The sequence below is a fragment of the Cupriavidus pampae genome (assembly GCF_914271485.1).
Taxonomy (GTDB): Bacteria; Pseudomonadota; Gammaproteobacteria; order Burkholderiales; family Burkholderiaceae; genus Cupriavidus; species Cupriavidus pampae.
The window spans coordinates 21945-47031 of the sequence record NZ_CAJZAG010000004.1 but is presented as its reverse complement, the minus strand read 5'-3'; the positions used below and the strand labels follow the sequence as shown (position 1 = coordinate 47031).

Annotated in this window: 22 protein-coding genes; 19 read left to right on the top strand and 3 right to left on the bottom strand. The window is 64.3% G+C overall.

Going from position 1 to position 25087, the window contains the following annotated elements; genetic code table 11:
• Positions 1-2 precede the first annotated feature (2 nt).
• On the bottom strand, positions 3-773 hold the full coding sequence (locus LDO41_RS11070) for an ABC transporter ATP-binding protein (RefSeq protein ID WP_223987330.1): 771 nt from the start codon (positions 771-773) through the stop codon (positions 3-5).
• 402 nt (positions 774-1175) lie between these two features.
• Between LDO41_RS11070 and LDO41_RS11065 the strand changes: the two genes are divergently transcribed.
• The 9 genes from LDO41_RS11065 to LDO41_RS11025 all read left to right on the top strand — a co-directional run bounded on the left by LDO41_RS11065 (position 1176) and on the right by LDO41_RS11025 (position 10744).
• The gene (locus tag LDO41_RS11065) at positions 1176-1544 is read left to right on the top strand and encodes a DUF4279 domain-containing protein (protein WP_223987327.1); all 369 of its coding nucleotides are present in this window, start codon (positions 1176-1178) and stop codon (positions 1542-1544) included.
• 136 nt (positions 1545-1680) lie between these two features.
• A complete protein-coding gene (locus LDO41_RS11060; protein ID WP_223988691.1) occupies positions 1681-2301 on the top strand; it encodes a GbsR/MarR family transcriptional regulator in 621 nt (206 codons plus the stop codon).
• Positions 2302-2305: 4 nt separating this feature from the next.
• Positions 2306-3682: a cytochrome ubiquinol oxidase subunit I gene (locus LDO41_RS11055; RefSeq protein ID WP_223987324.1), complete on the top strand. Its 1377-nt coding sequence runs from the start codon at positions 2306-2308 to the stop codon at positions 3680-3682.
• Entirely contained in the window at positions 3679-4713 is a 1035-nt protein-coding gene (locus tag LDO41_RS11050; RefSeq protein WP_223987311.1) for a cytochrome d ubiquinol oxidase subunit II, read from the top strand. Before LDO41_RS11055 ends, LDO41_RS11050 begins: the two co-directional genes overlap by 4 nt.
• Positions 4714-4823: 110 nt before the next feature.
• Entirely contained in the window at positions 4824-5261 is a 438-nt protein-coding gene (locus LDO41_RS11045) for a MarR family winged helix-turn-helix transcriptional regulator (protein WP_223987308.1), read from the top strand.
• A gap of 39 nt (positions 5262-5300) precedes the next feature.
• Positions 5301-6821, top strand: coding sequence for an efflux transporter outer membrane subunit (locus LDO41_RS11040; protein ID WP_377741590.1), 1521 nt, complete (start codon positions 5301-5303; stop codon positions 6819-6821).
• Positions 6822-6855: 34 nt separating this feature from the next.
• Positions 6856-8112 (top strand): HlyD family secretion protein, encoded by a 1257-nt coding sequence (locus LDO41_RS11035; protein ID WP_290370877.1) that lies wholly within the window; start codon positions 6856-6858, stop codon positions 8110-8112.
• A gap of 67 nt (positions 8113-8179) precedes the next feature.
• On the top strand, positions 8180-9739 hold the full coding sequence (locus LDO41_RS11030) for a DHA2 family efflux MFS transporter permease subunit (RefSeq protein WP_223987305.1): 1560 nt from the start codon (positions 8180-8182) through the stop codon (positions 9737-9739).
• A gap of 36 nt (positions 9740-9775) precedes the next feature.
• Positions 9776-10744 (top strand): oxygenase MpaB family protein, encoded by a 969-nt coding sequence (locus LDO41_RS11025; RefSeq protein ID WP_223987288.1) that lies wholly within the window; start codon positions 9776-9778, stop codon positions 10742-10744.
• 191 nt (positions 10745-10935) lie between these two features.
• Here LDO41_RS11025 and LDO41_RS11020 read toward each other — a convergent pair whose 3' ends face one another.
• On the bottom strand, positions 10936-12429 hold the full coding sequence (locus LDO41_RS11020) for an MDR family MFS transporter (RefSeq protein ID WP_223988685.1): 1494 nt from the start codon (positions 12427-12429) through the stop codon (positions 10936-10938).
• Positions 12430-12701: 272 nt separating this feature from the next.
• The gene (locus LDO41_RS11015) at positions 12702-14795 is read right to left on the bottom strand and encodes a methyl-accepting chemotaxis protein (RefSeq protein ID WP_223987271.1); all 2094 of its coding nucleotides are present in this window, start codon (positions 14793-14795) and stop codon (positions 12702-12704) included.
• 848 nt (positions 14796-15643) lie between these two features.
• On the opposite strand from LDO41_RS11015, the gene LDO41_RS11010 reads away from it, so the two are divergent.
• The 10 genes from LDO41_RS11010 to rfbF all read left to right on the top strand — a co-directional run bounded on the left by LDO41_RS11010 (position 15644) and on the right by rfbF (position 25085).
• Positions 15644-15961 (top strand): RNA chaperone Hfq, encoded by a 318-nt coding sequence (locus tag LDO41_RS11010; protein WP_223987268.1) that lies wholly within the window; start codon positions 15644-15646, stop codon positions 15959-15961.
• Positions 15962-16141: 180 nt separating this feature from the next.
• Positions 16142-17329, top strand: coding sequence for a FliC/FljB family flagellin (locus LDO41_RS11005; protein ID WP_223987265.1), 1188 nt, complete (start codon positions 16142-16144; stop codon positions 17327-17329).
• 120 nt (positions 17330-17449) lie between these two features.
• Positions 17450-17839 carry a flagellar protein FlaG gene (locus LDO41_RS11000; protein ID WP_223987247.1) on the top strand — a complete coding sequence of 130 codons (390 nt, stop codon included), beginning with the start codon at positions 17450-17452 and terminating at the stop codon, positions 17837-17839.
• Between the two features lie 39 nt (positions 17840-17878).
• Positions 17879-19321, top strand: a complete 1443-nt coding sequence (fliD, locus tag LDO41_RS10995; protein WP_223987244.1) for a flagellar filament capping protein FliD — start codon at positions 17879-17881, stop codon at positions 19319-19321.
• A gap of 14 nt (positions 19322-19335) precedes the next feature.
• On the top strand, positions 19336-19785 hold the full coding sequence (fliS, locus tag LDO41_RS10990) for a flagellar export chaperone FliS (protein WP_223987224.1): 450 nt from the start codon (positions 19336-19338) through the stop codon (positions 19783-19785).
• Positions 19786-20118, top strand: a complete 333-nt coding sequence (locus LDO41_RS10985) for a flagellar protein FliT (RefSeq protein ID WP_223987221.1) — start codon at positions 19786-19788, stop codon at positions 20116-20118. It begins immediately after the preceding gene.
• Positions 20119-20223: 105 nt separating this feature from the next.
• On the top strand, positions 20224-21594 hold the full coding sequence (gene fliK / locus LDO41_RS10980) for a flagellar hook-length control protein FliK (RefSeq protein WP_223987218.1): 1371 nt from the start codon (positions 20224-20226) through the stop codon (positions 21592-21594).
• Positions 21591-21878 carry an EscU/YscU/HrcU family type III secretion system export apparatus switch protein gene (locus LDO41_RS10975; protein ID WP_223987215.1) on the top strand — a complete coding sequence of 96 codons (288 nt, stop codon included), beginning with the start codon at positions 21591-21593 and terminating at the stop codon, positions 21876-21878. The genes fliK and LDO41_RS10975 overlap by 4 nt, the downstream gene beginning before the upstream one ends.
• Before the next feature lie 187 nt (positions 21879-22065).
• Positions 22066-24315 (top strand): O-linked N-acetylglucosamine transferase, SPINDLY family protein, encoded by a 2250-nt coding sequence (locus LDO41_RS10970; protein ID WP_223987212.1) that lies wholly within the window; start codon positions 22066-22068, stop codon positions 24313-24315.
• The gene (gene rfbF, locus LDO41_RS10965) at positions 24312-25085 is read left to right on the top strand and encodes a glucose-1-phosphate cytidylyltransferase (protein WP_223987209.1); all 774 of its coding nucleotides are present in this window, start codon (positions 24312-24314) and stop codon (positions 25083-25085) included. The genes LDO41_RS10970 and rfbF overlap by 4 nt, the downstream gene beginning before the upstream one ends.
• Positions 25086-25087 lie beyond the last annotated feature (2 nt).

Sequence of the window (25087 nt, the reverse complement as noted above, 5' to 3'; positions counted from 1 at the left end):
GATCAGTGCTTGCGCGTCTGGATATCCAGTTCCGCGCATAGCTGGTGGAAGTACCCGGAGAAGTTCGCGTGGCTGCGCGCGCCGATCGGCGACTTCTCGTTGATGTCGATGTCGTACACCTGCTTGACGTGCGACGGCTTGCCAGCCAGCACGACCACGCGCTTCGACAGCGCGACGGCTTCGTCGATGTCGTGCGTGACCAGGATCACCGTCTTCTTGAAAGTATCCACGGCGTCGAGCAGTACGCTCTCGAGGTACAGGCGCGTCTGGTAGTCGAGCGCCGAGAACGGTTCGTCCAGCAGCAGCACGTCGGGGTCCGAGATCAGCGTGCGAATCAGTGCCACGCGCTGACGCATGCCGCCCGACAGCGTCTTCGGGTACGCCTTGTCGAAGCCGGCGAGACCGAACGTGTTGAGATACTCCATCGCGTTCTCGCGTGCCTCGCGCAGCGGAAGCTTCTGAAGTTCAGGCGCGAGCATCACGTTCTCGAGCACCGTGCGCCAGGGGAACAACAGATCGCGCTGCATCATGTAGCCGACCTTGCCGCGCAATCCGGTTACCTGCTGACCGCGATAGCTGATCTCGCCGGTATCCGGGTCGATCAGTCCCGCGATGATGTTGAAGACCGTGGTCTTGCCGCAGCCGCTCGGGCCGATGATGCTGACGAAGTCCTGCTCGTTGACGTCGAAGGTGAGACCGCCGAGCACATCGACAGACCGGCCTTTCGACTGGAAGGATTTCTTGATGCCCTTGAGGCTCAGAAGCTTGTTCATGGATGCCGCCTTCGTGAGTTGCGTATGGCTTCATCATTGCGGAGAGATGCCTGCGCGCAAATTGAAAGACGTGAACACCGCGATGCAATTTTTCTCAATGTGGCGGGGCTCGCGTTGAGAATGCATCAATGTGGGGATCGGGTCCCCGGTCGTGCGTACGGGCGCGCTGCCATACGCCACCTCGCCTCGTGCGCCTTCGCGCATGCCACGGCAATAGCGGTCTGCGCCGAAGTTGGGCAGCCCCCGACGACCCGCGCGCACTAACGCTGGGCAACTTTCGTAACGTCGAAAATTGCTGCGAACTGGGCGAGTTGCTAAGCTTTCCCGCACGGTCGACACGCAGCGATGCAACAGCGTGACCGTGCAATCAACATGCGATCAACATGCCTCGGGAGAACAGGGTTGAGAACGTTCGAAGCATCGCTCCGGCTCTACAGCCGTGATGCCGATCTCGCGGCGCTATGCCGCGATGCCAACCTGCAACCCTGCGAGGTGCCGATGAGCCATGGACCCAGTCACGGTTACTGTGTCGTGCCTTTCGATTTCCAGGGCATGGAGCTTCAGGAAGCCGTGGCGTCGATCTGCCGGGACCTCACCCCGCATCGGCAATCATTCAGGCAGTTGAAGAAGAACGGGGGCGAGATCGAGTTGTCGGTGATCTGGCATTCGGCCGGGACCACATGCGAAACGGTGGACGCGAAGCTGCTGAAGCGGCTCGGCGAGCTCGGCATCGACCTCGCGATTTCCGTCTATGTGGGCGGCCACGCCTAATGCGTGAGCACCTCTGAACGGCTCACGCGACAGAGTGCCGCACCCTATGCAGCCTCCCGCATTTCGTACTAAACTTTCAAAACTTTCTGAAAATTCAAAACGAGCCCGCCCCCTCGCCATGTCCCCTGCCGCCCCGATGCAACTGTCTCCGTTGGTTCAACGTTTCGTGCTGCATTTCGGCGAGATGGGCAGCCGCTGGGGTATCAACCGAACGGTTGGGCAGATCTATGCGCTGCTGTTCACCGCCGCGCGACCGCTCAATGCGGATGAGATTGCCGAGGCGCTGTCGTTCTCGCGCTCCAATGTGAGTATCGGGCTCAAGGAGCTCGAGTCGTGGAATCTCGTGCGGTTGTCGCATCAGCCCGGTGACCGGCGCGAGTACTACTCCGCGCCCGACGATGTGTGGGCGATTTTTCGCACGCTGGCCGAAGAGCGGCGTCGGCGCGAGATCGATCCCACGTTGTCGATGCTGCGCGAGGTCCAGCTCGAGTCGCCCTCCTCGGCCGAAGATCGGCATGCGCAGGCGCGCATGAAAGAGATGTACGGCCTGATCGTGCTCGTCACCTCCTGGATGGGTGACATGCAGAAGCTCGATGTGGCCTCGCTGGAAAAACTGATGCGGCTGGGTTCGCGCGTGACCAAGCTGCTAGAGGTGAAGGACCGCCTGGCATCGGCCATCGGTGGCGGCGACAAAGCCGCCAAGGCCGAGAAGAGCAAGAAGGTCCCCGCCAAGTCCACGCGCGCCAAGAAGGAATGAGGCCATGTTTGCCGAAGTCGATCCGGTGATCCTGGCGCGAATCCAGTTCGCCGCCAATATCACCTTCCATATTCTGTTCCCCACTATCAGCATCTCCCTTGGCTGGGTCTTGCTGTTCTTCAAGCTCCGCTACGGCAAGACCGGCGACGAGAGCTGGATGGATGCCTATCGCCTGTGGGTCAAGGTGTTCGCGCTGACGTTCGCCCTCGGCGTGGTCAGCGGCATCACCATGAGCTTCCAGTTCGGCACCAACTGGCCTGGCTACATGGAGACCGTCGGCAATATCGCCGGCCCGCTGCTCGCCTACGAAGTGCTGACCGCATTCTTCCTCGAAGCAACGTTCCTCGGCATCATGCTGTTCGGCATGCATCGTGTCAGCAACCGCATGCACACCATCGCCACGCTGCTCGTAGCGGGTGGCACCACGCTCTCCGCGTTCTGGATTCTCGCGCTGAACTCGTGGATGCAAACCCCAGCCGGCTTCGTGATGATCGATGGCCGCGCCCATGCCACGAGCTGGTTCGAGATCATCTTCAATCCGTCGTTCCCGTACCGCCTCGTGCATATGCTGCTGGCCTCGGGGCTGACCGTCGCGTTCCTGCTCGCCGGGCTCTCCGCCTACCGCTGGCTGCGCGGCGATCGCGGCCGCGATACGCTCGCGGCAATGCGCACCGGCGTGATGCTCGGCGCGATCCTGATCCCGTTGCAGATCGTCGCAGGCGACCTCCACGGCCTCAACACGCTCCATCATCAGCCGGCCAAGATCGCCGCGATGGAAGGCATCTGGAAAACCGAGAAGGGTGCGCCCGCCGTCCTGTTCGGCATTCCGAATGCAACGACGCGCAGCAACGACTACGAGATCGCGATTCCCAAGCTCGCGTCGATCTACCTCGCGCATGATGCCAACGGCGAAATCAAGGGCATCGATGCGTTCGGCGACAAGCACCCGCCCGTGGCGCCGCTGTTCTTCGCATTCCGCGCGATGGTCGGCATCGGCCTGCTGATGCTCGCGGTGTCGTGGCTGGCCGCATGGCAGTTCCGCAAGCGCGGCGCGCCGGCACCGTGGATGGCACGCGTACTCGTGGCGATGACGTTCTCCGGGTGGATCGGCCTTGTTGCCGGCTGGTATGTCACCGAGATCGGCCGCCAGCCGTACCTCGTCTACGGCGTGCTGACCACGGCCCAGGCCGCATCGAAGGTGCCCGCGACCATGATCGGCTCCACGCTGGCGATGTACCTCGCGCTGTATGTGTCGCTGCTGGCCGCCTATATCAGCGTGGTGTTCCACCTCGCGCGCAAGGCCGGCAAGAACGGCGCCCCGGACTCGCGGATCATGACGCCTCAGCCCGTAATCCTGACGCCCGCAAGGAGCGCGCAATGAACGCCACCATCCCCGACCTCTCGCAACCGGCCGGCTGGCTGCCGCTCGTCTTCCTCGGCCTGATGGCGCTGTCGATGCTGATCTACGTGATCCTCGACGGCTACGACCTTGGCGTCGGTGTGCTGCTGCGCCGCGCTGACGATGCCGACAAAGACACCATGATCGCGTCGATCGGCCCGTTCTGGGATGCCAACGAAACGTGGCTCGTGCTCGGCGTGGGCCTGCTGCTGACCGCGTTCCCGATCGCGCACGGTGCCATCCTTACGCACCTGTACCTGCCCGTGGCGCTGATGCTGGTGGGCCTGATCCTGCGCGGCGTGGCCTTCGACTTCCGCGTGAAGGCACGCGACCCGCACAAGCCGTGGTGGAATCGCGCGTTCTACGCGGGCTCGTTGCTGGCGAGCTTCTCGCAGGGGCTGATGCTTGGCCTGTACATCACGGGCTTCCGCTACGACTGGCCCAACCTGTTGTTCGCGATCGCGGTGGGTCTGTGCCTGGTGGCCGGCTACTGCGCGCTCGGCGCGGGCTGGCTGATCATGAAGACCACGGGCAGCCTGCAGAAACGCGCGATGTACTGGGCGCGCCGCAGCCTCTGGCTGACCGGCGTGGGCGTGACCGCGATCTCGGTGGTGACGCCGCTCGTGAACGAACGCATCTTCGAGAAGTGGTTTTCGCTGCCGAACATCATCCTGCTGGCGCCAATCCCGCTGGCGACCATAGCGATCTTCCTGATCCTCGACCGCCTGCTGCGACGCCTGCCGGCACTGCAGGAAGTCGGTAACGACCGCTGGTGCTGGGTGCCGTTCGCGGGGACCGCGGCGATCTTCCTGATGGCGTTCAATGGCCTCGCCTACAGCCTGTTCCCCTACCTGGTCGTGGATCAGATCGATATCTGGCAGGCCGCCAGCGCGCCGGAGTCGCTGGGCGTGATCCTGTTTGGCGCGGCGATCGTGCTGCCGACGATCCTCGGCTACACGGCCTACGCGTACCGCGTGTTCTGGGGCAAGGCGACCGATCTGCGTTACTACTAGGTCACTCAAAGCTCCTTCGTTAGTTTTTGCCTATCGTCGTGATAGGCAAAATTTTCTGCACTTATCTGACGCATCAGCTAATGTTGCGTCAAGCAATACGGAGCATGGCCATGGACCACTACACCAACGACAACTTTCAGATGACGAAGAGCGTGGGCTTTCAGCTCAACCGCGCTCGCAATACGTTGCTGATGGAAATCGACGCCGCGCTGCAGACGCTGGACATTACGGCCCAGCAGATCGGCATCGTACTGTCATTGACGCATGGCGTGGCCAGCACCCCATATGAGCTGTGCAAGGTGCTCGCGATCGACACCGGACTGATGACGCGCATGCTCGACAAGCTCGAGAAGCGCGGCCTGCTGGCGCGCAGCCGCAGCCTGGAGGACCGTCGCGTAGTCAATCTCGTGATCACCGAAAAGGGTCGCGAAGTGGCCGCTCGCATTCCGGGTATTGTCACGCCGGCGCTGAATCACCGACTGCGCGACTTTACGCAGAGCGAGTTCGACGAGTTCCTGCGCCTGCTCACCAAATTCAACAACGCTTGAGGGCGTTTTTTATTATCCATTTAACTGATAGGTCAGAAAATGATGAATCAGCATAAACCGCACGCAACACGTCTTCCGCATGTTTCGCGTCTGCTGGCTCCCGCCCTCACGGTTGTTGCGGCGGCCGCCCTCGCCGGTTGCGTCAACTTTGCCGGTATCCACAGCGACAAGCAGATTGCCGATCCCGCGCAGTACGCCGCGACGGAGAGCCTGCCCGCCCAGCAGGGCCGCTGGCCCGCCGCCGACTGGGCCGACCAGTTCGGCGACGCCCAGCTCAAGGCGCTGCTCGACGAAGCCATGCAGGGCAGCCCGACGCTCGATATCGCGCGGGCCCGCGTGGCCGCCGCGCGTGCGCTGAGCGAAAGCGCCAATGCCAATACCCTGCCGCGCGTCGGTGCTGGCTATTCGTGGACGCGTCAGCGGCTCAGCGAGAACGCGCTGGTGCCGCAGGGCTTTGGCGGTTCGTGGATCTCCGAAAACAAAGGGATACTCGATGCCACGTACGAACTCGACCTCTGGGGCAAGAACCGCGAGGCACTCAAAGCCGCGGTGTCATCGGTCCGTGCGAGTGAAGCCGATGCCGAGCAGGTCCGCCTGACGCTGACCAACGCGATCGCCCGCGCCTACAACGAGCTCGCGCGGCTCTATACGCTGCACGATATCGCCGCCGATGAAGTGGTGCAGCGCCGTGACGTGCTGCGCGTGACCAACGGTCGCCTGACGATGGGCCTCGAGACCGAAGTGGAGAAGCGCACCGCCGAAGCGGACCTGGCCACGGCCGAGGCCGCGGTGTCCGCGCTCGATGGATCGATCCGCCGCACGCGCTATCAGCTCGGCGCGCTACTTGGCAAGGGCCCCGATCGCGGTCTCGCGATCACGCGGCCGACGCTGGGTGCCGGCGCCGAAGTCCGCCTGCCCGACAACCTGCCTGCCGATCTGCTATCGCGCCGCCCTGACATCGTGGCCGCGCGGTGGCGCGTCGATGCCATGCTGCACGACGTCAATGTGGCGAAGGCCGAGTTCTATCCGGACATCAACCTGTCCGCCGCAATCGGCCTGGATGCGATTGGCTGGGGCCGCTTCCTGCGCGCGTCCAGCCGCACCATGTCCGCCGGTCCGGCCATTCACCTGCCGATCTTCGATGGCGGCGCGTTGCGCGCGCAGCTCAAGGGGCGCTATGCGGACTTCGATTACACGGTGGCGAACTACAACGAGACGCTGATCAACGCGCTCACGGATGTGGCCACGCAACTGTCGGATATCCAGTCCATCGACGCGCAGATCGTCAACGCCGAGCGCAGCGATACCGCCGCGCAGCGCGCGCTCAAGCTTGCCATGGCGCAGTACAAGGCCGGCCTGACCACACAGCTCACCGTGCTCAACGCGCAAACCACCGCGCTGGCCAGCGCGCAGAACGTCGCCAACCTGCGCATGACGCGCCGCGATCGTCAGATCGCCCTCGCCTCGGCGCTTGGTGGCGGCTTTGTCGACGAGACCGACTCGGTCCGGCAAGCCGCCTTAATGCAGAAAACGACGCCGAAAACGCCAATTGCGCAGTGAACGCTGAACGACTCCAATACGAACAGGTGCCAACATGAACGCAGAGAACAAAACTGAAGCCACGGCGGTGAAGGCCGCTCCCGCCGCAAACCCCGCCAGCGGCAAGCGCAAGCGCATGCTGGCCGCGCTGGGCCTCGTGTCCGCGCTGGTGGCCATCGGCTACGGTACGTACTACTACACCGTCGCACGGTTCCACGAAGAAACCGACGACGCCTACGTCAACGGCAATCTCGTGCAGATCACGCCGCAGGTCGCGGGTACCGTGGTGGCGGTGAACGCTGACGATACGCAGGTGGTCAAGGCCGGCGAGCCGCTGGTTACGCTCGATCCCGCCGATGCGCGCATCGCGCTGGCCAACGCGGAAGCCGCGCTCGGCCAGACCGTGCGCCAGGTCAGCGCGCTCTACGTCAATAACGATGTGCTCGCCGCCACCGTGCGTCAGCGCGAGGCTGATCTGTCGCGCGCGCAGTCGGATCTGCGCCGCCGCACCGAAGTCACCGAGACCGGCGCGGTTTCCGCCGAGGACGTATCGCATGCGCGCGATGCCGTGCGCATTGCCGCAGCCGCGCTCGATACCGCGCGCGAGCAGCTCACCGCCAATCATGCATTGACCGATCGCAGCAACGTCGCCGAGCACCCGAGCGTGCAGGCCGCCGCCGCGAAGGTGCGCGACGCCTGGCTCTCCAATGCGCGCAATACGCTGCCGGCGCCCGTCACCGGTTATGTCGCGCGTCGCTCGGTGCAGGTGGGCCAACGCGTCGCACCCGGCAATCCGATGATGGCCGTGGTGCCGCTCGACGGCGTGTGGGTCGATGCGAACTTCAAGGAAGTGCAACTGCGACACCTGCGCATCGGTCAGCCTGTGGAACTGCGTGCCGATGTCTATGGCGGCACCGTGACCTATCACGGCAAGGTGGTCGGCTTTGCGGCCGGCACCGGCAGCGCGTTCTCGGCATTGCCGGCGCAGAACGCCACCGGCAACTGGATCAAGGTCGTGCAGCGCCTGCCGGTGCGCATCGAACTCGATCCTGCGGAACTGCGCGCGCATCCGCTGCAGATCGGTCTGTCGATGCTCGTCGATGTGAACATCAAGGGCAGCGGTGCCGAGCTCTCGACCGCCAACACGTCTTATCGCACGCGTTATGCCACCGATGTGTTCCAGCGTCAGGGCGAGGAAGCCGATCGCGAGATCGCGCGGATCATTGCGCTGAACGCCTCGCAGGATGGGACGCAAAACCGCGCTCAGGGTGCGCTGGCGAACAAGGTGGTGGCGAAAGGCGGCCGCGCCTGAGCGCGGCGCAAGCCATCCGCTCGCACGCTTACATCGCTGACGCATCAGTTTCTCATCGGAGCGCACCATGTCTTCTCTGGCACCGACCACCCCGCCGCCACTGACCGGTACGCGACTGCTGCTCGGCAGTTTCGCGGTCGCGCTGGCCACCTTCATGAACGTGCTGGACTCGTCGATCGCCAACGTGGCGATTCCGACGATCTCCGGCAATCTCGGCGTCTCGGTCGATGAGGGCACGTGGGTCATCACGCTATTCGCCGCCGCCAACGCCGTCTCCATTCCGCTGACGGGCTGGCTCACACAGCGCATCGGCCAGGTGCGGCTGTTCGTCGGCGCGCTGCTGCTGTTCGTACTGTCGTCGTGGTTGTGCGGCATCGCGCCCAACCTGACGACGCTGCTGGCCGCGCGCATCTTGCAGGGCGCCGTGGCCGGGCCGCTGATCCCGCTGTCGCAGGCACTGTTGCTGGGGTCGTTCCCGAAGGAAAAGAGTTCCTCCGCGCTGGCACTGTGGGCGATGACCGCGACGGTCGGTCCGATCGCGGGCCCCGCACTCGGTGGGTGGATCACCGACAGCTATTCGTGGTCGTGGATCTTCTATATCAATGTGCCGGTGGGCCTGTTCGCCGCCGCGGTGACGTGGGCCGTCTATCGCGAGCGTGAGTCGAAGACGCGCAAGCTGCCGATCGACCTCGTCGGTCTTGCATCGCTGATCACGTGGGTGGGCGCGCTGCAGATCATGCTCGACAAGGGCAAGGATCTCGACTGGTTCAACTCGCCGGTGATCGTTACGCTCGGTGTCGTGGCGCTGCTGGGCTTTGTGTTCTTCGTGATCTGGGAGCTGACCGAACCGAATCCGATCATCGATCTGCGACTGTTCAAGGGCCGCAACTTCCTTGCCGGCACGATCGCGATCTCGGTGGGCTACGCGGTGTTCTTCGCCAACCTTGTGGTGCTCCCGCAATGGCTGCAGCAGAATCTGGCCTACCCCGCCGTCAACGCGGGACTGGTCACGGCGCCGCTTGGCATCTTCGCGGTGATTCTTGCGCCGATCGTCGGCAAATTCCTGCCGAAGGCCGAACTGCGGGTACTGGCCACGTTGTCGTTCCTTGGCTTCGCGGCGGTGTTCTTCATGCGCTCCCACTACACGACCGGTGTCGATACCTACGCGATCGTGCTGCCGACTCTGCTGCAGGGGATTCCGATGGCGTTGTTCTTCGTGCCGCTGACGGCGATCATCCTGTCGGGCCTGTCGCCGGACAAGATTCCGGCGGCGGCGGGCCTGTCGAACTTTGCGCGGGTGTTCTGCGGCGCGGTGGGTACGTCGCTGGCCACCACGGCCTGGAACGATCGCACCATCCTGCATCATTCGCAGCTGGCCGAACAGACGGGGCCCAACAACCCGACGTATGTGGCCGCGCTCGACAGCATCCAGCGCACGCTGAACTTCTCGCCGGATCAGGCCGTGGCGTTCTTCGAGCGCAGCCTGAATTCGCAGGCGGTGATGCTTGGGCTCAACGATATCTTTTGGATCTCGAGCGTGATCTTTGTCGTGATCATTCCTCTGATCTGGTTCACGCGGCCCGCGCGTAACGCGGCCGGTGCGGGCGCCGCCAGCGGCGCGCACTGATCCACAGGTTGGCGACAGCCCGGCAGCGTGCGTAGTATGCTGCCGATCATGGATGCCAATGCCAGCCCCACTCGTACTGCCAGCCTGATCGCGCGCCTGCGTAACCACGCGGGCGCGCAGGTGCGTGCCATCACGCGCAGCAATTCGGGGCTTACGCTCGACTATGACCACCCTCCTGGCGATCCCGGACTGTTCGGTCCCGACGCGGTCTGCTGGCGCGTACATGCGGATTTCCCGGCAATGCTCGCGGGTGGTGTGAGCGCGTTGTTGCTGCAGGCATTGCATCCGCGCGCGCTGGCGGGCGTGTGGGACCACTCGACGTTTCGTGTCGATATGCAGGGGCGGCTCGGGCGCACCGCTCAGTTCATTGCGGGCACGACCTATGGGAGTCGCGCCGAGGCGATGCAGTTGATCGAACGCGTGCGGCGCATTCATGCCGGTATTCGTGGCACGGCGCCTGATGGGCAGCCTTATGCCGCGGATGATCCCGCGTTGCTCACGTGGGTGCATGTGGCCGAGGTGTCGAGCTTTATGGCAGGTTACCTGCGCTATGTGGGGCCGCTTTCGGTGGACGAGCAGGACCGCTACTTTGCGGAACAGGCGCGCATCGCGGCGCTGTTGGGCGCGCCGGACGTGCCAGCCTCGCGCGCGGCGATCGATGCGTATCTGGCCGCGCAGCGTCCTTCGCTTGTGGCGAGCGAACGCACGCATGAGGTGGTGCGGCTGGTGATGTCGATGCCGGTGGCGCGGCGGCAGTTATTGCCGGCGGTGCGGGTGATGACCGATGCCGGGGTGGCGCTGCTGCCGCCATGGGCGCGGGAGATGTTGCGGCTCGACGGCGCGTCGTTCAGGCGGCCATTGTCGCTGGCGGCGATGCGGGTGTTGGCGCCGACCATGCGATGGACGCTGGGGTCGGGACTCGCGGCGCGAGCGCGGCGGCGAGTTCAGGCGGGGGTGCCCTCACCCCCGGCCCCTCTCCCCGAGGGAGAGGGGAGCAAACAATAGGGATTTGATTCACCCTCTCCCCCGGCCCCTCTCCCTCCAGGGAGAGGGGAGCACACCAACGGCATGCGACATGCTCGCGGCGCTCTGCCTGAGGGAGTGGGGAGCACACCGACGGCATGCGAAATGTTCGCGGCGGTCTGCCTGAGGGAGTGGGGAGCGAACCGGCGGTAGGCGCGGCTCGCCCTTTAGGACTACTCGGCCGCCGCGGCGGCGGCCTTGGCGGCTTCGGCGGGGCTGCCGCGCAGGGCGACCTCCTTGAGGCGCATCACGAGGAACGGCGAGATCAGCGATACGGCTGCGCTCAGCAGGAACAGTGTGCGGAAGGCCTGCTCGGCAGCGGCGCGTACCGCGGCCGCGTCGGCCTGGTCGGCGCCGCCGAGGGCGCGGCGGAACATGCTCATCAGCACGTCCTCGCCCGCATGCCCGGCCGACATCGCCACCCCGCTATGACGCAGCAGCGCGATCAGCACCGTGGTCAGCACGGCCACACCGACCGCGCCGCCAAGCAGCCGCGAGAACGCGGTCAGCGCCGTCGCGATACCCATCTGTTGTTGTGGCACCGCGTTCTGCGTGGCCACAAGGCCGCTCGGGAACTGCAGGCCCAGCGAGAGACCAAGCACCACCATCACCAGCAGGCTCGGCATCACGTCATGCACGGGCACGAAGGCCAGGCCTACGATCGCGATCGGCGCGACGACAGATCCCGCCAGCTGCAGCGGCTTGTAGCGACCGGTCCACGACATCATGCGGCCGGAAATAAAAGCACCGAACGGAATCGCCAGCGTCAACGGCACCAAACGCAACGCCGCGATATCGGCGGGCGCGCCGCCTACCACCTGGAAGCGCAGCGGCAACAGCACCGACATCGCAATCAGCTGGAAGAAGCAGATGAATAGCGTCGTGCAGCAGATCGCCACGGTAGGCACGGCAAGCAGGTCGAGCGGAATCACCGGGTCCACCGCGCGGCGCTCCTGCCAGACGAAGATCGCCAGCCCGAGCACGCCTGCCAGCAGCAAGCCAATCGATTCCACCTCCAGCGGCGAATGGCCCTGCCCGAGCCGCGTGAGGAACACCAGCAATCCGGTCAGGCCGCCGCCGAACAACAGCGCGCCCGGGTAATCGATGCGATGACGCCGGCCACTGACCGGCAGATGACGCAGCGCGCGCCGCACGACGATCAGTGCAATCAGCGCAAGCGGCAGATTGATCCAGAAGATCCAGCGCCACGTCAGCCAGTGCGCGAGGTAGCCGCCGATGACGGGGCCAGCCATGCTCGCCACCGCCCACACGCCGCTGACGTAGCCCTGATAGCGGCCGCGCTCGCGCAACGGCACCACGTCGCCGATGGTGGCCTGCGACACCGAGATCAGCCCACCGCCCCCGAGCCCCTGCAGGATGCGCGCAAGAATCAGCATCGGCATCGATGTCGCCATCGCGCAGAACACCGAGGCCAGCGTGAACAGGATGATCGAGAAACTGAGCACCGCACGGCGGCCGAGCACGTCGGAAAGCTTGCCGTAGATCGGCGTCACCACGGTGGAGGCGACCAGATAGGCGGAGATCACCCACGCCATGTCGTCGAAGCCATTGAGCTGCAACGCGATGTCGGGCAGCACCACCGCGACGATCGACTGCTCGAGCGCGCCAAGCAGAATGGCCAGCATGAGCCCGAACAGCACCTGCATGACCGGTACTTGAGGCACGGGAACCTGCGCGGCGGAAGCAGCGGCGGAGGTGGAAGATGCATTGGAGACCGTGCGGGCCTGGTCTCCGATAGGGGCGGGGGAAGAGGAAGACATGAGCGCGGCAGACGGCGGCTCTCGGGCTGGGGGCTCGTTACGTGCCTGACCTTTCAACCAGTCATGACACGGGGCCTCGTTGGCCTTGTCTGCTCTTGTGATGAAGAAGAACCGCCATTGTAGGCCAGTTCTTCATTCGCACGCATGTCCTGAATCTTTCAGAAAGTTTCCCAGTCGCCGGCACCAGCCGTGGCCAGCGCGGCACTCGCGGCACCTGCGGCGGCACGGCCGTGACCCGGGCGGCGCGCCGGCTGCAACACCGGCTCGCGACGCTGGCGCTCCACCGGTCCGCGCGCCTTGGCGGGCGCGGCGGGCGTGCGAGTGGGCAGCACCGAGGCCGGCGCCTTGCGCACCACCGGCGCGCGGACCGCTGCGGGCACGGCGGCTTCACGCGCCGGGCGCGGTGCCGGCGCGGCCGTCGGCTGCGCCGGGGCGGTAACCGGACGCGAGATGGCACGCACGCGTGTGGGGGTCGGGGCGGTGGTTGCGGTCCGTGCGGTCGATGCAGTCGCACCGGTCGCACCGGTCGCTGCGGGAGCCGCGGTCCGTGCGACGGCCACCGGGCTGGCCTTGGGTTGGGGCAGCGCCCGCACCGGGGCCGATGCAAGCGCCCGTGCCGGAGCCGACAACGCGCGCGGGGCCGGGGCAGCATGGGCGATGGCCGCACGTGCGGGGGCCACGCGTGGCGCGGCCTGCGACGTCCCGACATCGAACTTGGCCACTTCGGTGACCAGGCCCTGCGCCTGTTGCAGCAGGCTTTCCGCCGCTGCGGCGGCTTCTTCGACCAGCGCCGCGTTCTGCTGCGTCACGCCTTCCATCTGCGTAATTGCCAGGCTCACCTGCTCGATGCCCGCCGATTGCTCCTGGCTGGCGGCGGTAATCTCACCCATGATGTCGGTCACGCGGCGCACCGCGCCAACGATATCGTCCATGGTCCGACCCGCGGCTTCCACCTGCTTCGCGCCGTCTTGTACCTGCCTGACCGAACCGTTGATCAGGTCGCCGATTTCCTTGGCAGCCGCCGACGAACGTTGCGCCAGCGTGCGCACCTCGGCTGCAACCACCGAGAAGCCCCGACCCTGCTCGCCCGCGCGCGCGGCTTCCACGGCCGCGTTGAGCGCGAGGATATTGGTCTGGAACGCGATGCTCTCGATCGTGCCGATGATTTCGCTGACACGCTTCGAGGACTTCGAGATGCCGTCCATCGTTTCCACCACGCCACGCACCGCGCGCCCGCCTTCGCTGGCCACGTCGGATGCATTCACCGCCAGCTGGTTAGCCTGACGCGCGTTCTCGGCATTCTGGCGCACCGTGGAGGTCAGTTGCTCCATCGACGCGGCGGTCTGCTCGAGCGAAGCTGCCTGCTCCTCGGTACGTTGCGACAGGTCGGTATTGCCGGTGCTGATCTCGCGCGCGGCCGTGTCGATCGAGCCCGCCGCCTGCTGAATGCCATGTACGAGACTGCGCAACTGGCCGAAGGCGCGTTCCAGCGCGCCCAGCATGCGGCCCATCTCGTCCTGGCTGCGCACATCGATGCTGTGGCCGAGGCGACCAGCCGACAACGCTTCCGCGGCATCCAGCGCATGGCGCGCGGGGCGGATGATCGAGCGCGTGATGGCCATACCGAGTATCACGGCCACCACTGCGGCCAGCACGGCAAGGCCAATCAGGACATTGCGCGTGAGCTCGTAGCGCTCGCTCGCGCTGCCAACCGCCGAGATCGCCATCTTGCGGCCCGAGGCGGACAATTCGTCGAGCTTGTCGAAATACGGTGCCTGCGCTTGCGCAAGACCGCTGGCGAGTCCGGCGCGCGCGCCGTCGAAGTCACCGGCCCGCAGTTGCTGGACCACAGCGTCGAGTTGCTTGTTATAGGCTTGGCGCGCCTCGGTCAGCGAATCGAGCATCGCCTTGCGGTCCGGATGGCCCGATTGCTCGAGCAATTTGCCGAATTCGTTCAGCGTGCGCGCCACTTCCTCGCGCACCGCCACGATGCGCTCGGCATTGCGCGTCACCAGCGCGGGGTCCTGGGACAGCGTCGCATCGCGCACCAGCATGCCGATCTGCTGCGCATCGCCCTTGACGCGGTTGAGATCCAGCACGCGCAGCAGCCGCTGCTCGACGGCGGTATGCATCGCGTCGTTCATGCCATGCAACGACGACACACCCACCGCGGCCACGGCCGCCAGCAGGACGACCACTAGCAGGAATGCCAGGGACAACCTCGTCCCGATGCCTGTATTTCGCAAGCCCATCACCGTTCCCCTTCTCTCTGTTTGCTTTGTTTGGCAGGAGCAGCGTTTCACCCCGCATTTCAAACCATACGGGGGGACGCACGGGGGCCCTAACGGCGTGGCGGGAAGGCGACTTGAGGCGGAATTTGAAATGACGGGTAAAACACCGGCAGTTCGGTGAATTGACCAGATGACGGGTGACGTCTAATAGCTTCCGTGCACTCGATGCGACGCGGGCTCGGCAAAAAAAGAAGCCCACGCGCGGGGTGCTCGTAGGCTTTCAGGACTGCTGTGTAAAAGAACCGGAAATTTGGCTCAGGCCCCGAATATAAACCTGCTTACATGAGGTGTAAATCGACCTTCTATCAGGGAAACCCCCGATGGTAGGTGTAACGGGTTAGCGAATTCTTCATCAAAAACGTCTGAAGGAATCACTTTTGGTCCTGCCGAGAGTTATCGGCAGCATCTTCACAAAGCTTAGGTTTTTCATTTGTGATGAAGGCGATTCTTTTGACAAGTCTGTAGCGCCCAAATCGGGAGTTACCTCAGCTCCACAATTTCCACAACGACAACGTTAGAGCAAATGCTCTAGGCCGGGTTAGCGCTCGTCCTCGTCAAGATTTGTAAAACTTTGTTACCCTTTGGCCTGAAGTATTTCCCTTCTCTTCTGGTGGCGCCGCAAGACGAACATTTCGTCGGCGACTGCGGGATCCCCCGCGCCGGTATCGAGAGCGAATGTTTCATCCCTCGCCAGGATCGGGCCGCATCGTGCTTCTTCCTTCATATAGAAGGAGCGACGCCGATCCGCGCACCTGGTCATCGTACCGTCGTCAGCCGCCAGAACCCTCGCGGGCTCTTCCGGAGAAGTTGTGAAGCAGGAAAAAAAGGCCTCCCGACCCAGTCGCAAACTGCAGCACCTGCAATTCGCGGCCCACAGCGCCAGTCGCGTCCCGGTCATCGTTCATCTGTCGAATGGCACGCGCCTCACGGGCGTGGTCATTGCCTCGGACAATTACATGCTGCTGCTCGGGCAGGATCTGAACGATCCCACGCCCGTGCTGGTCTACAAGCGTTCCGTCACGGTAGTCACGCCGGCCGGCCCCGAGGGCGAGGCCGTGGTACCGGACGCGGAGACGTCGCCGGAGTTCGTGCGCCTGTTCGTGCCGCGCACCCGCAAGCGCCGCTAAAGCGCAATGCCGCGCGTCCCATGTGGCGCGCCGTATCAACTCTCGTAAAAGTCACACTAAAGCTTCCCCACCGCTGGTCGATAACCCTTGCAACGGAGGCACTCTACCCCTGCTCCAGCAGGCAGCCAACGTTACGGCACCCGCCGGAATGCCTAAAACATTGCAAATAGGAGTCGTACCATGGCGCAAGTCATCAATACCAACATTCTGTCGCTGCAAACGCAGAGCAACCTGAACACGTCGCAATCGTCGCTGAACAGCGCGATTCAACGCCTGTCGTCGGGCCTGCGTATCAACAGCGCCAAGGATGACGCCGCTGGCCAAGCCATCGCAAACCGCTTCACCGCAAACATCCGCGGCCTGACGCAAGCTTCGCGTAACGCCAACGACGGTATCTCGATCGCTCAAACGACCGAAGGCGCGCTGACCGAAGTCAACAACAACCTGCAACGTGTCCGTGAACTGTCGGTGCAAGCCGCCAACGGCACGAACTCGGGTTCGGATCTGAAGTCGATCCAGGACGAAATCAAGCAGCGTCTGGCTGAAATCGACCGCGTGTCGGCTCAGACCCAGTTCAACGGCGTGAAGGTTCTGGCCAAGAACCAAAACATGACGATCCAGGTTGGCGCGAACGACGCTGAAACCATCTCGATCGGCCTGCAACAAATCACCTCGAAGACCCTGGGCATTTCGGGCTTCAGCGTCGCTGGCCCGCAAGGCACGACCGGCACGATCGCCAACGGTACCGCTGTTACCGCCATCTTCGGCAACGGCGCTACCGGCACCAGCGCCACCGGCGTGTCGGCTGCTGACATCCAGCGCGCTCTGGGCCTGAACACCTCGTCGGCCATCAACGCACAAGATCTGGTGCAGGATTCGAAGGGCAACCTGTTCGTGCGCGTGAGCATGACCGGCCTGACCGCCGCCGACGACACCGCTCTGTCGGCCAAGGGCTTCGCTGGCAACGGCACGGCTACCTCCACGACGATGTTCATCGCCGTCAAGGCAGCTGACGCCGTGAACAACGGTACGACCGCTGGCTTCACCATCAACGGTGCCTCGCTGACGTCGTCGGACTTCCAACAAACCGCCACGACCAACCCGCTGGCCACGATGGACGCCGCACTGTCCACGGTGGACAACCTGCGCTCGGCCCTGGGTGCTGTGCAAAACCGGTTTGAATCGACGATCAACAACCTGAGCACGACGGTGAACAACCTGTCGGCTTCGCGTTCGCGCATCGAAGACGCTGACTACGCAACGGAAGTGTCGAACATGACCCGCGCGCAGATCCTGCAACAAGCTGGTACGTCGGTGCTGTCGCAAGCTAACCAGACGACCCAGTCGGTGCTGTCGCTGCTGCGTTAATCACGCCGCAGGAAAGGCCGGGCCGCAAGGCCCGGCCTTTTTGCCGGAATGTTTCGCAGGCAGACCGCTGCCTGCAAAGCGTTTCAACAGGACCCTGAGCCGAGCCTCGCCGGACGGAGAATGACCATGGCAATTCCTAATACCGTTTCGATGTCGACGGCGCAACTCGCCGCGCATCCCTCCGCCACCGGCCAGGCGCCGGCACCGGCAGAAGCCATCAAGGCATTCGGTGAGCCACAACGCGCGGCCGATCCGGCAGCCCGGTCTTCCTCCAACAATTCCGACGGAACCTCCAACACTTCCGACGCCATGCGCGAGCTCGTGGATGTGCTCAAGACCACGTCCATCGGCCTGCGCTTCGAGATCGACGACAAGACCCATCGTGTCATCACCAAGGTGGTCGACAAAGATACGGGCGAGATCATCCGGCAAATGCCGAACGAAGAAGTTCTGCGCGTCGCACGCGCTATCGACAAACTGCAAGGCTTGTTTGTCAGCCACGCCGTGTAACGCGGCATCCAGTTGAAGAAAAGAACGGGGTAAATAAAAATGGCAGGAATCTCCAACATCGGCGTCGGCTCGGGCCTGAATCTGCAGGATCTGCTCCAGTCGCTCCAGGACAACGAGAACGCGGCGCTCAAGCCTATCTCCGATCAGGCTACCGCCTATCAGGCGAAGCTGTCGGCCTACGGCAAGATCAAGAACGCACTCGATGCGTATCAGGCCGCCGCGAAGAATCTGACGAACCCGAAGACCTTCAGTGTCGTGAAAGCCGCCGTCAGCAACGGCATCCTGACTGCCACCACCAGCGCCGACTCGCTGCCGGGCAGCCATGAGATCAAGGTCGACACGCTGGCGAAGGCCCAGACGCTGGCATCCAAGGGCCAGGCCAGCCAGACCGCCGCGATCGGCGGCGGCACCATCACGTTCGACTTCGGCAAGGATCTCGCCACCGGCGGCGCACCGACCAGCACCAAGACCGTGACGATCGGCTCGGACACCTCGCTGCAAGGCATTCGCGATTCGATCAACAAGGCCGGCGTCGGTGTACAGGCCAGCATCGTCAACGATGGCTCCGGTACGCCTTATCGCCTGGTGCTGACCTCGACCAAGACCGGTGAGGACATGTCCATGAAGGTCAGTGCCAGCGACGCCGCGGTCAGCAACGTCGTTGCCTTCGACCCGACCGTGGCCACGCAGCCGAACGGCATGGAAGAAAAGGTCAAGGCCACCAATGCCACACTCACGGTCGACGGCATCAGCATCGTCAGCCAGGAAAACACCGTCAAGGACGCCGTACCGGGCACCACGCTGACCCTGACGGGGACCGGCACCACCACCCTGACGGCGACGCAGGACAGCGACTCGATCAAGAAGGCGGTTACGGATTTCGTCAGCGCGTACAACGCGCTGCTGACCGAGGCAGCCACGCAGACCGCGTTCGATACCAGCAGCAACAAGCCTGGCGATCCTTCCAGCTCGGCGCCGCTGACCGGCGACGGCACGCTGCGCAACATCCAGACCGGCCTGCGCTCGATGCTCAACGCGGGTCTGCCGGACGGCAAGGGTGGCACGCTGTCGCTGTCGCAAATGGGTATCTCGTTCGACCTCGACACCTCGAACAAGGGTCAGAACTACGGCAAGCTCAAGGTCAACGATGACAAGCTCGATGCTGCCATCCGCGACAACGCGTCGGGCATGTCGGCCTTCTTCGGCGGCGTGGACGGCAGCAAGGGCCTGGGTAACACGGTCTCCGATTACATCGACGGCGTGAACGGCGACAGCGGCGCGCTGACCAACGCGACCAACGGGCTGACGGACTCGCTCAAGGACTTGAACGACAAGTACACGCAGACCCAGGACCGCATCCAGTCGACCATGGATCGCTATAAGGCTCAGTTCACCGCGCTGGACGTGCTGGTGGCCCAGCTGAATCAGACCAAGTCGTACCTGACGCAGCAGTTCGCACAGCTGCAGAACAGCAACAAATAAGCCGGAGCCCCGCCATGTTCGCGCGCCAAGCCGTCAATGCCTATGCCCAGGTCGGTGTTCAGACCGGGGTCATGAGCGCCAGTCCGCACAAGCTCATCGTCATGCTGTACGACGGGGCACGCTCCGCCATCGCCCGGGCGAAGTTCCACATGGAAAATGGCGAGCTGGAAGCGCGCGGCAACGCGATCTCCAAGGCTATCAATATCATCGATAACGGCCTCAGAGCCGTGCTCGATCATGAGGCAGGCGGAGAAATCTCCGCCAACCTCGAGTCTCTCTACGAATACATGACGCGCCGGCTGATGCTGGCAAATCTGCGCAACGACGCCGGCCTGCTGGCCGAAGTCGATGCATTGCTCGAGAATCTGGCCTCGGCGTGGGCCGCCATCGGCGACCCCGCAGCACCCGAAACCCAGCAGTCTTCCCTGGCAACCGAGGCTCAGGCTGCGCTGCAAGAATCCTAAATGCTGTTTATGTCCCCTATCGTTCGTAGCTATGAAGAGCTGCTTGTGCTCTCCGAGCAGATGCTCGAAGCCGCGCGTGCCGGAAACTGGGACGCGATGAGCGAACTGCAGCAGGTGTATCTGGCAGAGGTCGAGCGCCTGCGTCAGCTGGACCATGGCGCGCCATTCTCCGACAACGAGCGTCTGCGTCGTTTCCAGTTGCTCGAGCGCATTCTGACGTTCGATGCGCGAATTCGAGACCTGACCATGCCGCGCCTGGCGCAACTTGGCTCGTTGCTCAACAGCTCGCGCACGCAGCTCGGCCTGCACCGGGCCTACGGCGCGGCCGCCTAGACACGCATCGATTCGCATCGATAATTACGGCGCAGCGGTCTAGACGTCCCGCCCCTTCTGTTTCGGGGGCGACGGTCACGCCCCCGTTCCATCTGACATGTGCCTATGACCGGCGTCCACCTGCCCCCCAGCCTACTGCCCGGCACTGCTCCCGACTCGCAACTGACGCGACCGGCCCTGGCGATCGACCGGCTTGCCGCGCTGATGCCGGCGCCGGAAGTCACGCAGGGCGATGTGCAGTCGTCTACCGGCGGCGCGGTTCCCACGCGTCAGCCCAACGGCGTCACGCCCGATGCCGGCAATGCGGCCGGCACGGCCCAGACCACGTCGACACGCGAGACGCTCAGTTTCGCGGCCCGCGCCATCCTCGATGTGATGGGCAACGCCGAGACCGTTCCAATGCGAGCGGCTGCGCCACTGCTGCCCGCGGCGCCCACAGGCGCGGCCAACCCTGCCGCGGCCACGGCGATGGCAAACGGTCTGGCCACGCTGGTCAGCGAGAGCGGCCTGTTCTATGAATCGCACCTCGAACAATGGGTGAGTGGCATGCGACCGCTGGCGACGTTGCTCGCAGAGCCGCAGGGGCCATTGCGTCAGCCCGTCGCAGCCAATGGCCAGCCGCAGACGGCCGCGCCTCAGTCAATGAATCAAGGACCGGTTGCGATGCTGCCGTACAGTGGCCCAGCAACCCCGTTACCAACCCAGCAAAACCCGGCTGCCACGCTGGCCGAACTCACGCGCCCTGTGGTGTTCCCACCATCGAGCACGCACGGCACGCCGATTCCCGTGACGGGCGCGCGCCACGATGCGGTGGCTGCGGAGGTCTTGCGGGCCAGCAATCGCATCCGTCAGCCCGGGCTCGCCAGCGGAAGTCAGGCCTCACCAGCGGCCGAGGAACGCCGCGCGGGACAGGCCAACGCCGCCGCGCAGGCGTACCAGGCCACGGCCGAGGTTTCGCACGATGGCTACCATATCGCCCGCGCGCAGCGCGAGGCCGCGATCGCCAACTGGAATACGCCGGAGCCGACCCCATCCGCAGCGGATGCCGGCCCGCCCGTGCATCCCGCCACCGAAGGCGTAGTGCGCCAGCAATTGGAATTGTTGGCCACGCAGCAGTTCCGCTTCGCGGTCGACGCTTGGCCGGGCATGCCCGTCGACTGGGAGGTCACGCGGCACGAAGCGGGTCAACATCGGGAGGGCGCCGCGGAGGGCACCGCTCAGTGGAGCACACGCCTGCGCCTGGCATTGCCGCAGCTCGGCAATGTCGAAGCCGTGCTGACGCTCGGCGCGCGCGGCCTCGAGGCCCGGCTGGTCACGCATGACACCGAAGCGACCACTCGCCTCAACAAGGCCGGTGCCGAATTCCGCCAGCAGCTGGAGGCACGCGGCATCGCGCTGTTGAACCTGCAGATCCAACACGCGGACACGGTTGGCGATACTTTGGTAAGCCACAGTTTGGTCGGAGCAGCAACATGAGCGCCCACGACCCCGATCGCAACGTCGCGGTGGCGCTGGCCTACGCGGCCAAGGACAACGCGCCACGCGTGGTCGCCAAGGGCTACGGCATGTCCGCCGAAGCCATCATCGCGCGCGCCCGCGACGCCGGCGTCTACGTGCATGGCTCGCCCGCGCTCGTGAACCTGTTGATGCAGGTGGACATGGACAGCCAGATTCCGCCGCAGCTGTATGTCGCGGTGGCCGAATTGCTGACGTGGCTCCATCAGGTCGAGTCCGCCTCCGCGACCCCCGTTCCTGCCTAAGGAAATCCCTGAGATCGTTACCTGACGCCCTTGCGCGGCAGGAGGCGGACTCGGCACGTGGTTCGAAATAGCGCCAATTTTGTCCCGTGTTCCGGCCAATGGCGCGCATTCCGCTTTGTTAAGGTTTTAGCATCGGCCAGCCCATGGAAGCCTGGGGTGGCACCGTGCCTATACAAAGCAGAATGCCATGAACAAAAACGTCTCGATGGGTCCCGCGCAGCGCATCATCCAGCAGGCCTGGATGGCCCACCACGCGGGCAGACACGCAGAGGCCATCAAGCTGGCGAACACCGCCAAGCGCAGTGGTGCCAGCATGCCGGACGCCTGCTACATCGAAGCGCTTGCGACCTCGGGAATGGGCCGCAACACGGAGGCGAAAGCCCTCGCCGAAGCCAGCATGAAGCGCTTTCCGAACCATGCCGGATTTATCGGCATGGTTGGTATGCTCGAAGTGCAACTGGAGAACTTCGACCTCGGTGCAAGGCTGATCAAGAAGAGCCTGGCGCTGCAGGCCGACGCGCCCAACCTGTGGCAGGCCTACGCGGCAGCTATGTTCGCGCTCGGCGATTACAACGAGGCACGGATCGCTGGCGAGAAAGCCGTCGCGATGCTGCCAAACGACCCCATCGCCGTGGGTAACTACGCCAGCGCGTTGCGCGAATCGGGCGCTACCATCGAGGCCATTCCCGTCATGCGCAGGGCGTGCGCGATGGATCCCCTGCAGCGCATCAATCGGGCGAACCTGCTGTTCACGATTCTCTACGACGAGACCATCAGCGCGGACCAGCTGCGGCGCGAAGCCACCGACTGGGCGGAAACGCTGGCGCGCACGCCGATCGATGCGAAGATCCCGCCCCTGCGCGGCAGCGACGGCGACAAGATTCGCATCGGCATCCTGTCGAACGACCTGCGCCGCCACGCCGTCGCGTACTTCCTGATCCCGCTGATCGCGAATATCGATCGCACCCGCTTCGAGGTGCATCTGTTCTCGCTGACGAGCGTGTCCGACAGCGTTACGCTGAAGATCCGCCAGTATGCGGAGAGTTTCCAGGACATCTCCAAGATTCCCGAGGCCGAAGTCATCCGGCGTATCCGCAACGCCCGCTGCGATGTCATGGTGGATCTGGGCGGCTACACCGGGGCATCCCCGCTGCAGTACATGGTCCATCGCCTGGCGCCGAAGCAACTGACGTGGCTTGGCTATCCCGGCACCACGGGCATGAAGGAAATCGAGTTCCGCGTGACCGACTGGACCGCCGACCCCGATGGATTCGAGCACAACTATTCGGAGAAGCTGCTGCGCGCGCCGATCTTCAGCGCGTTCCATCCGATGGTCACCAACCCGCTGTTCATCTACGAGCCGAAGTATCGCGTGCGTCCGACGCCGGCGCTGGAGAGCGGCTATATCACCTTCGGTTCGTGCAACCACATCGCCAAGCTGGGTCCCAAGACCATGCGGCTGTGGAGCGCGGTGCTGGCGCGCTGCCCCAACGCGCGCCTGCTGGTGGAAGCGGCGGGCTGCGATCGCGACAGCGTGCGCGATATGTTGCGCGCGCGCATGGAGCAGCACGGCATCGACACCAGCCGCGTCGAAATGATCAACCGTGACGGCTCCAATCAATACCTGACCTACCATCGCATCGATATCGCGCTGGACACCGCGCCGGTCACCGGCGGCACCACCACCTGCGATGCCATCTGGATGGGTGTGCCGATCGTCTCGTTTGCGGGTGACACCTTCCACCAACGCGTCTCGGCGCCCTTCCTGCGCGCCGCGGGACTGGAAGAACTGATCTGCGAGACCGAGGAACGCTACGTCGAAGTGGCGTGTGCACTGGCATCCGATGTAGCCCAACTGGAGGGCATTCGCCAGTCCATCCGCCCGCGCGCCGAGCAGAGCGAGATGTTCGATGCCCCGCGTTTCGCGACCTGGTTCGAAGATCAGGTGGCCGAGATGGTCAAGGATTTCAAGCCCGAGGCGCAGCAACGCGCCGAGCGCAAGGAAGGCGTCTTCTTCGGCGGCACCTGGTACCCCGCGGAGGATCTGGTGTTGTCCGTGGCCGCGCACCTGCACATGCGCGAGTTCCTGCCGCTGCGCAACGTGCTGGAGAACCTGACATCCACCTGGTATCGCCACTGGATGGTCGCGTACGGGCTGGCCGAGATCAAATACGCCGACGGCCAGCACGACGAAGCCATCGAACTGCTGGTGGAAGCCATTGGCATGCGCCCGTACGCGCTGCCGCTGTACCGCAAGCTGGGCATCTGGATGGACGAGCAAGGCCTAGACAAGTCGGCACTGGCGCAATTGCTCGATGACCAGTTCGGCCTGACGCTGGACATCCTGGAATCGTCACCGCCGCCGACGGTGTTCGAGGTCCTCGGTATCACGATCGAACACACGCAAAGCCTGGTGGCGGAGGAAGTGACAGCATGAAAGCCGTGATCCTCGCCGGTGGCCTTGGCACCCGCATCTCCGAAGAGTCGCACCTGCGTCCGAAGCCGATGATCGAGATCGGCGGCAAGCCGATTCTCTGGCACATCATGAAGATGTACTCGGCGCACGGCGTGAACGAATTCGTGATCTGCCTGGGCTACAAGGGCTACGTCATCAAGGAATACTTCGCCAACTACTTTCTGCACATGTCCGACGTCACGTTCGACATGCGCGAGAACCGTATGGCCGTGCATCACCGCAAGGCCGAGCCGTGGAGCGTGACGCTGGTGGATACCGGCGAGGACTCCATGACCGGTGGACGTCTGCGTCGCGTGCGCGAGTACCTGGCACCCGATGAACCGTTCTGCTTCACCTACGGTGACGGCGTTTCCGATATCGACATCAGCCGCGAGATCGCGTTTCACCGCTCGCACGGCCGTCAGGCCACCGTGGCCGCGGTACAACCGCCCGGCCGTTACGGCGCGCTGGAACGTGCCGACAACGATCTGGTGGGCGGCTTTACCGAAAAGCCGCGCGGCGACGGCGCATGGATCAATGGCGGCTTCTTCGTGCTGCAGCCCGAAGTGATCGACCTGATCGAGCACGACGGTATCTCGTGGGAAGAAGCGCCGATGCGTCAGCTGGCCAACGGCGGACACATGGCCGCGTTCGAGCACACCGGTTTCTGGCAGCCCATGGACACGCTGCGCGAGAAGAACCTTCTGGAAGACCTCTGGCAATCGGGCAAGGCACCGTGGAAGATCTGGTAACG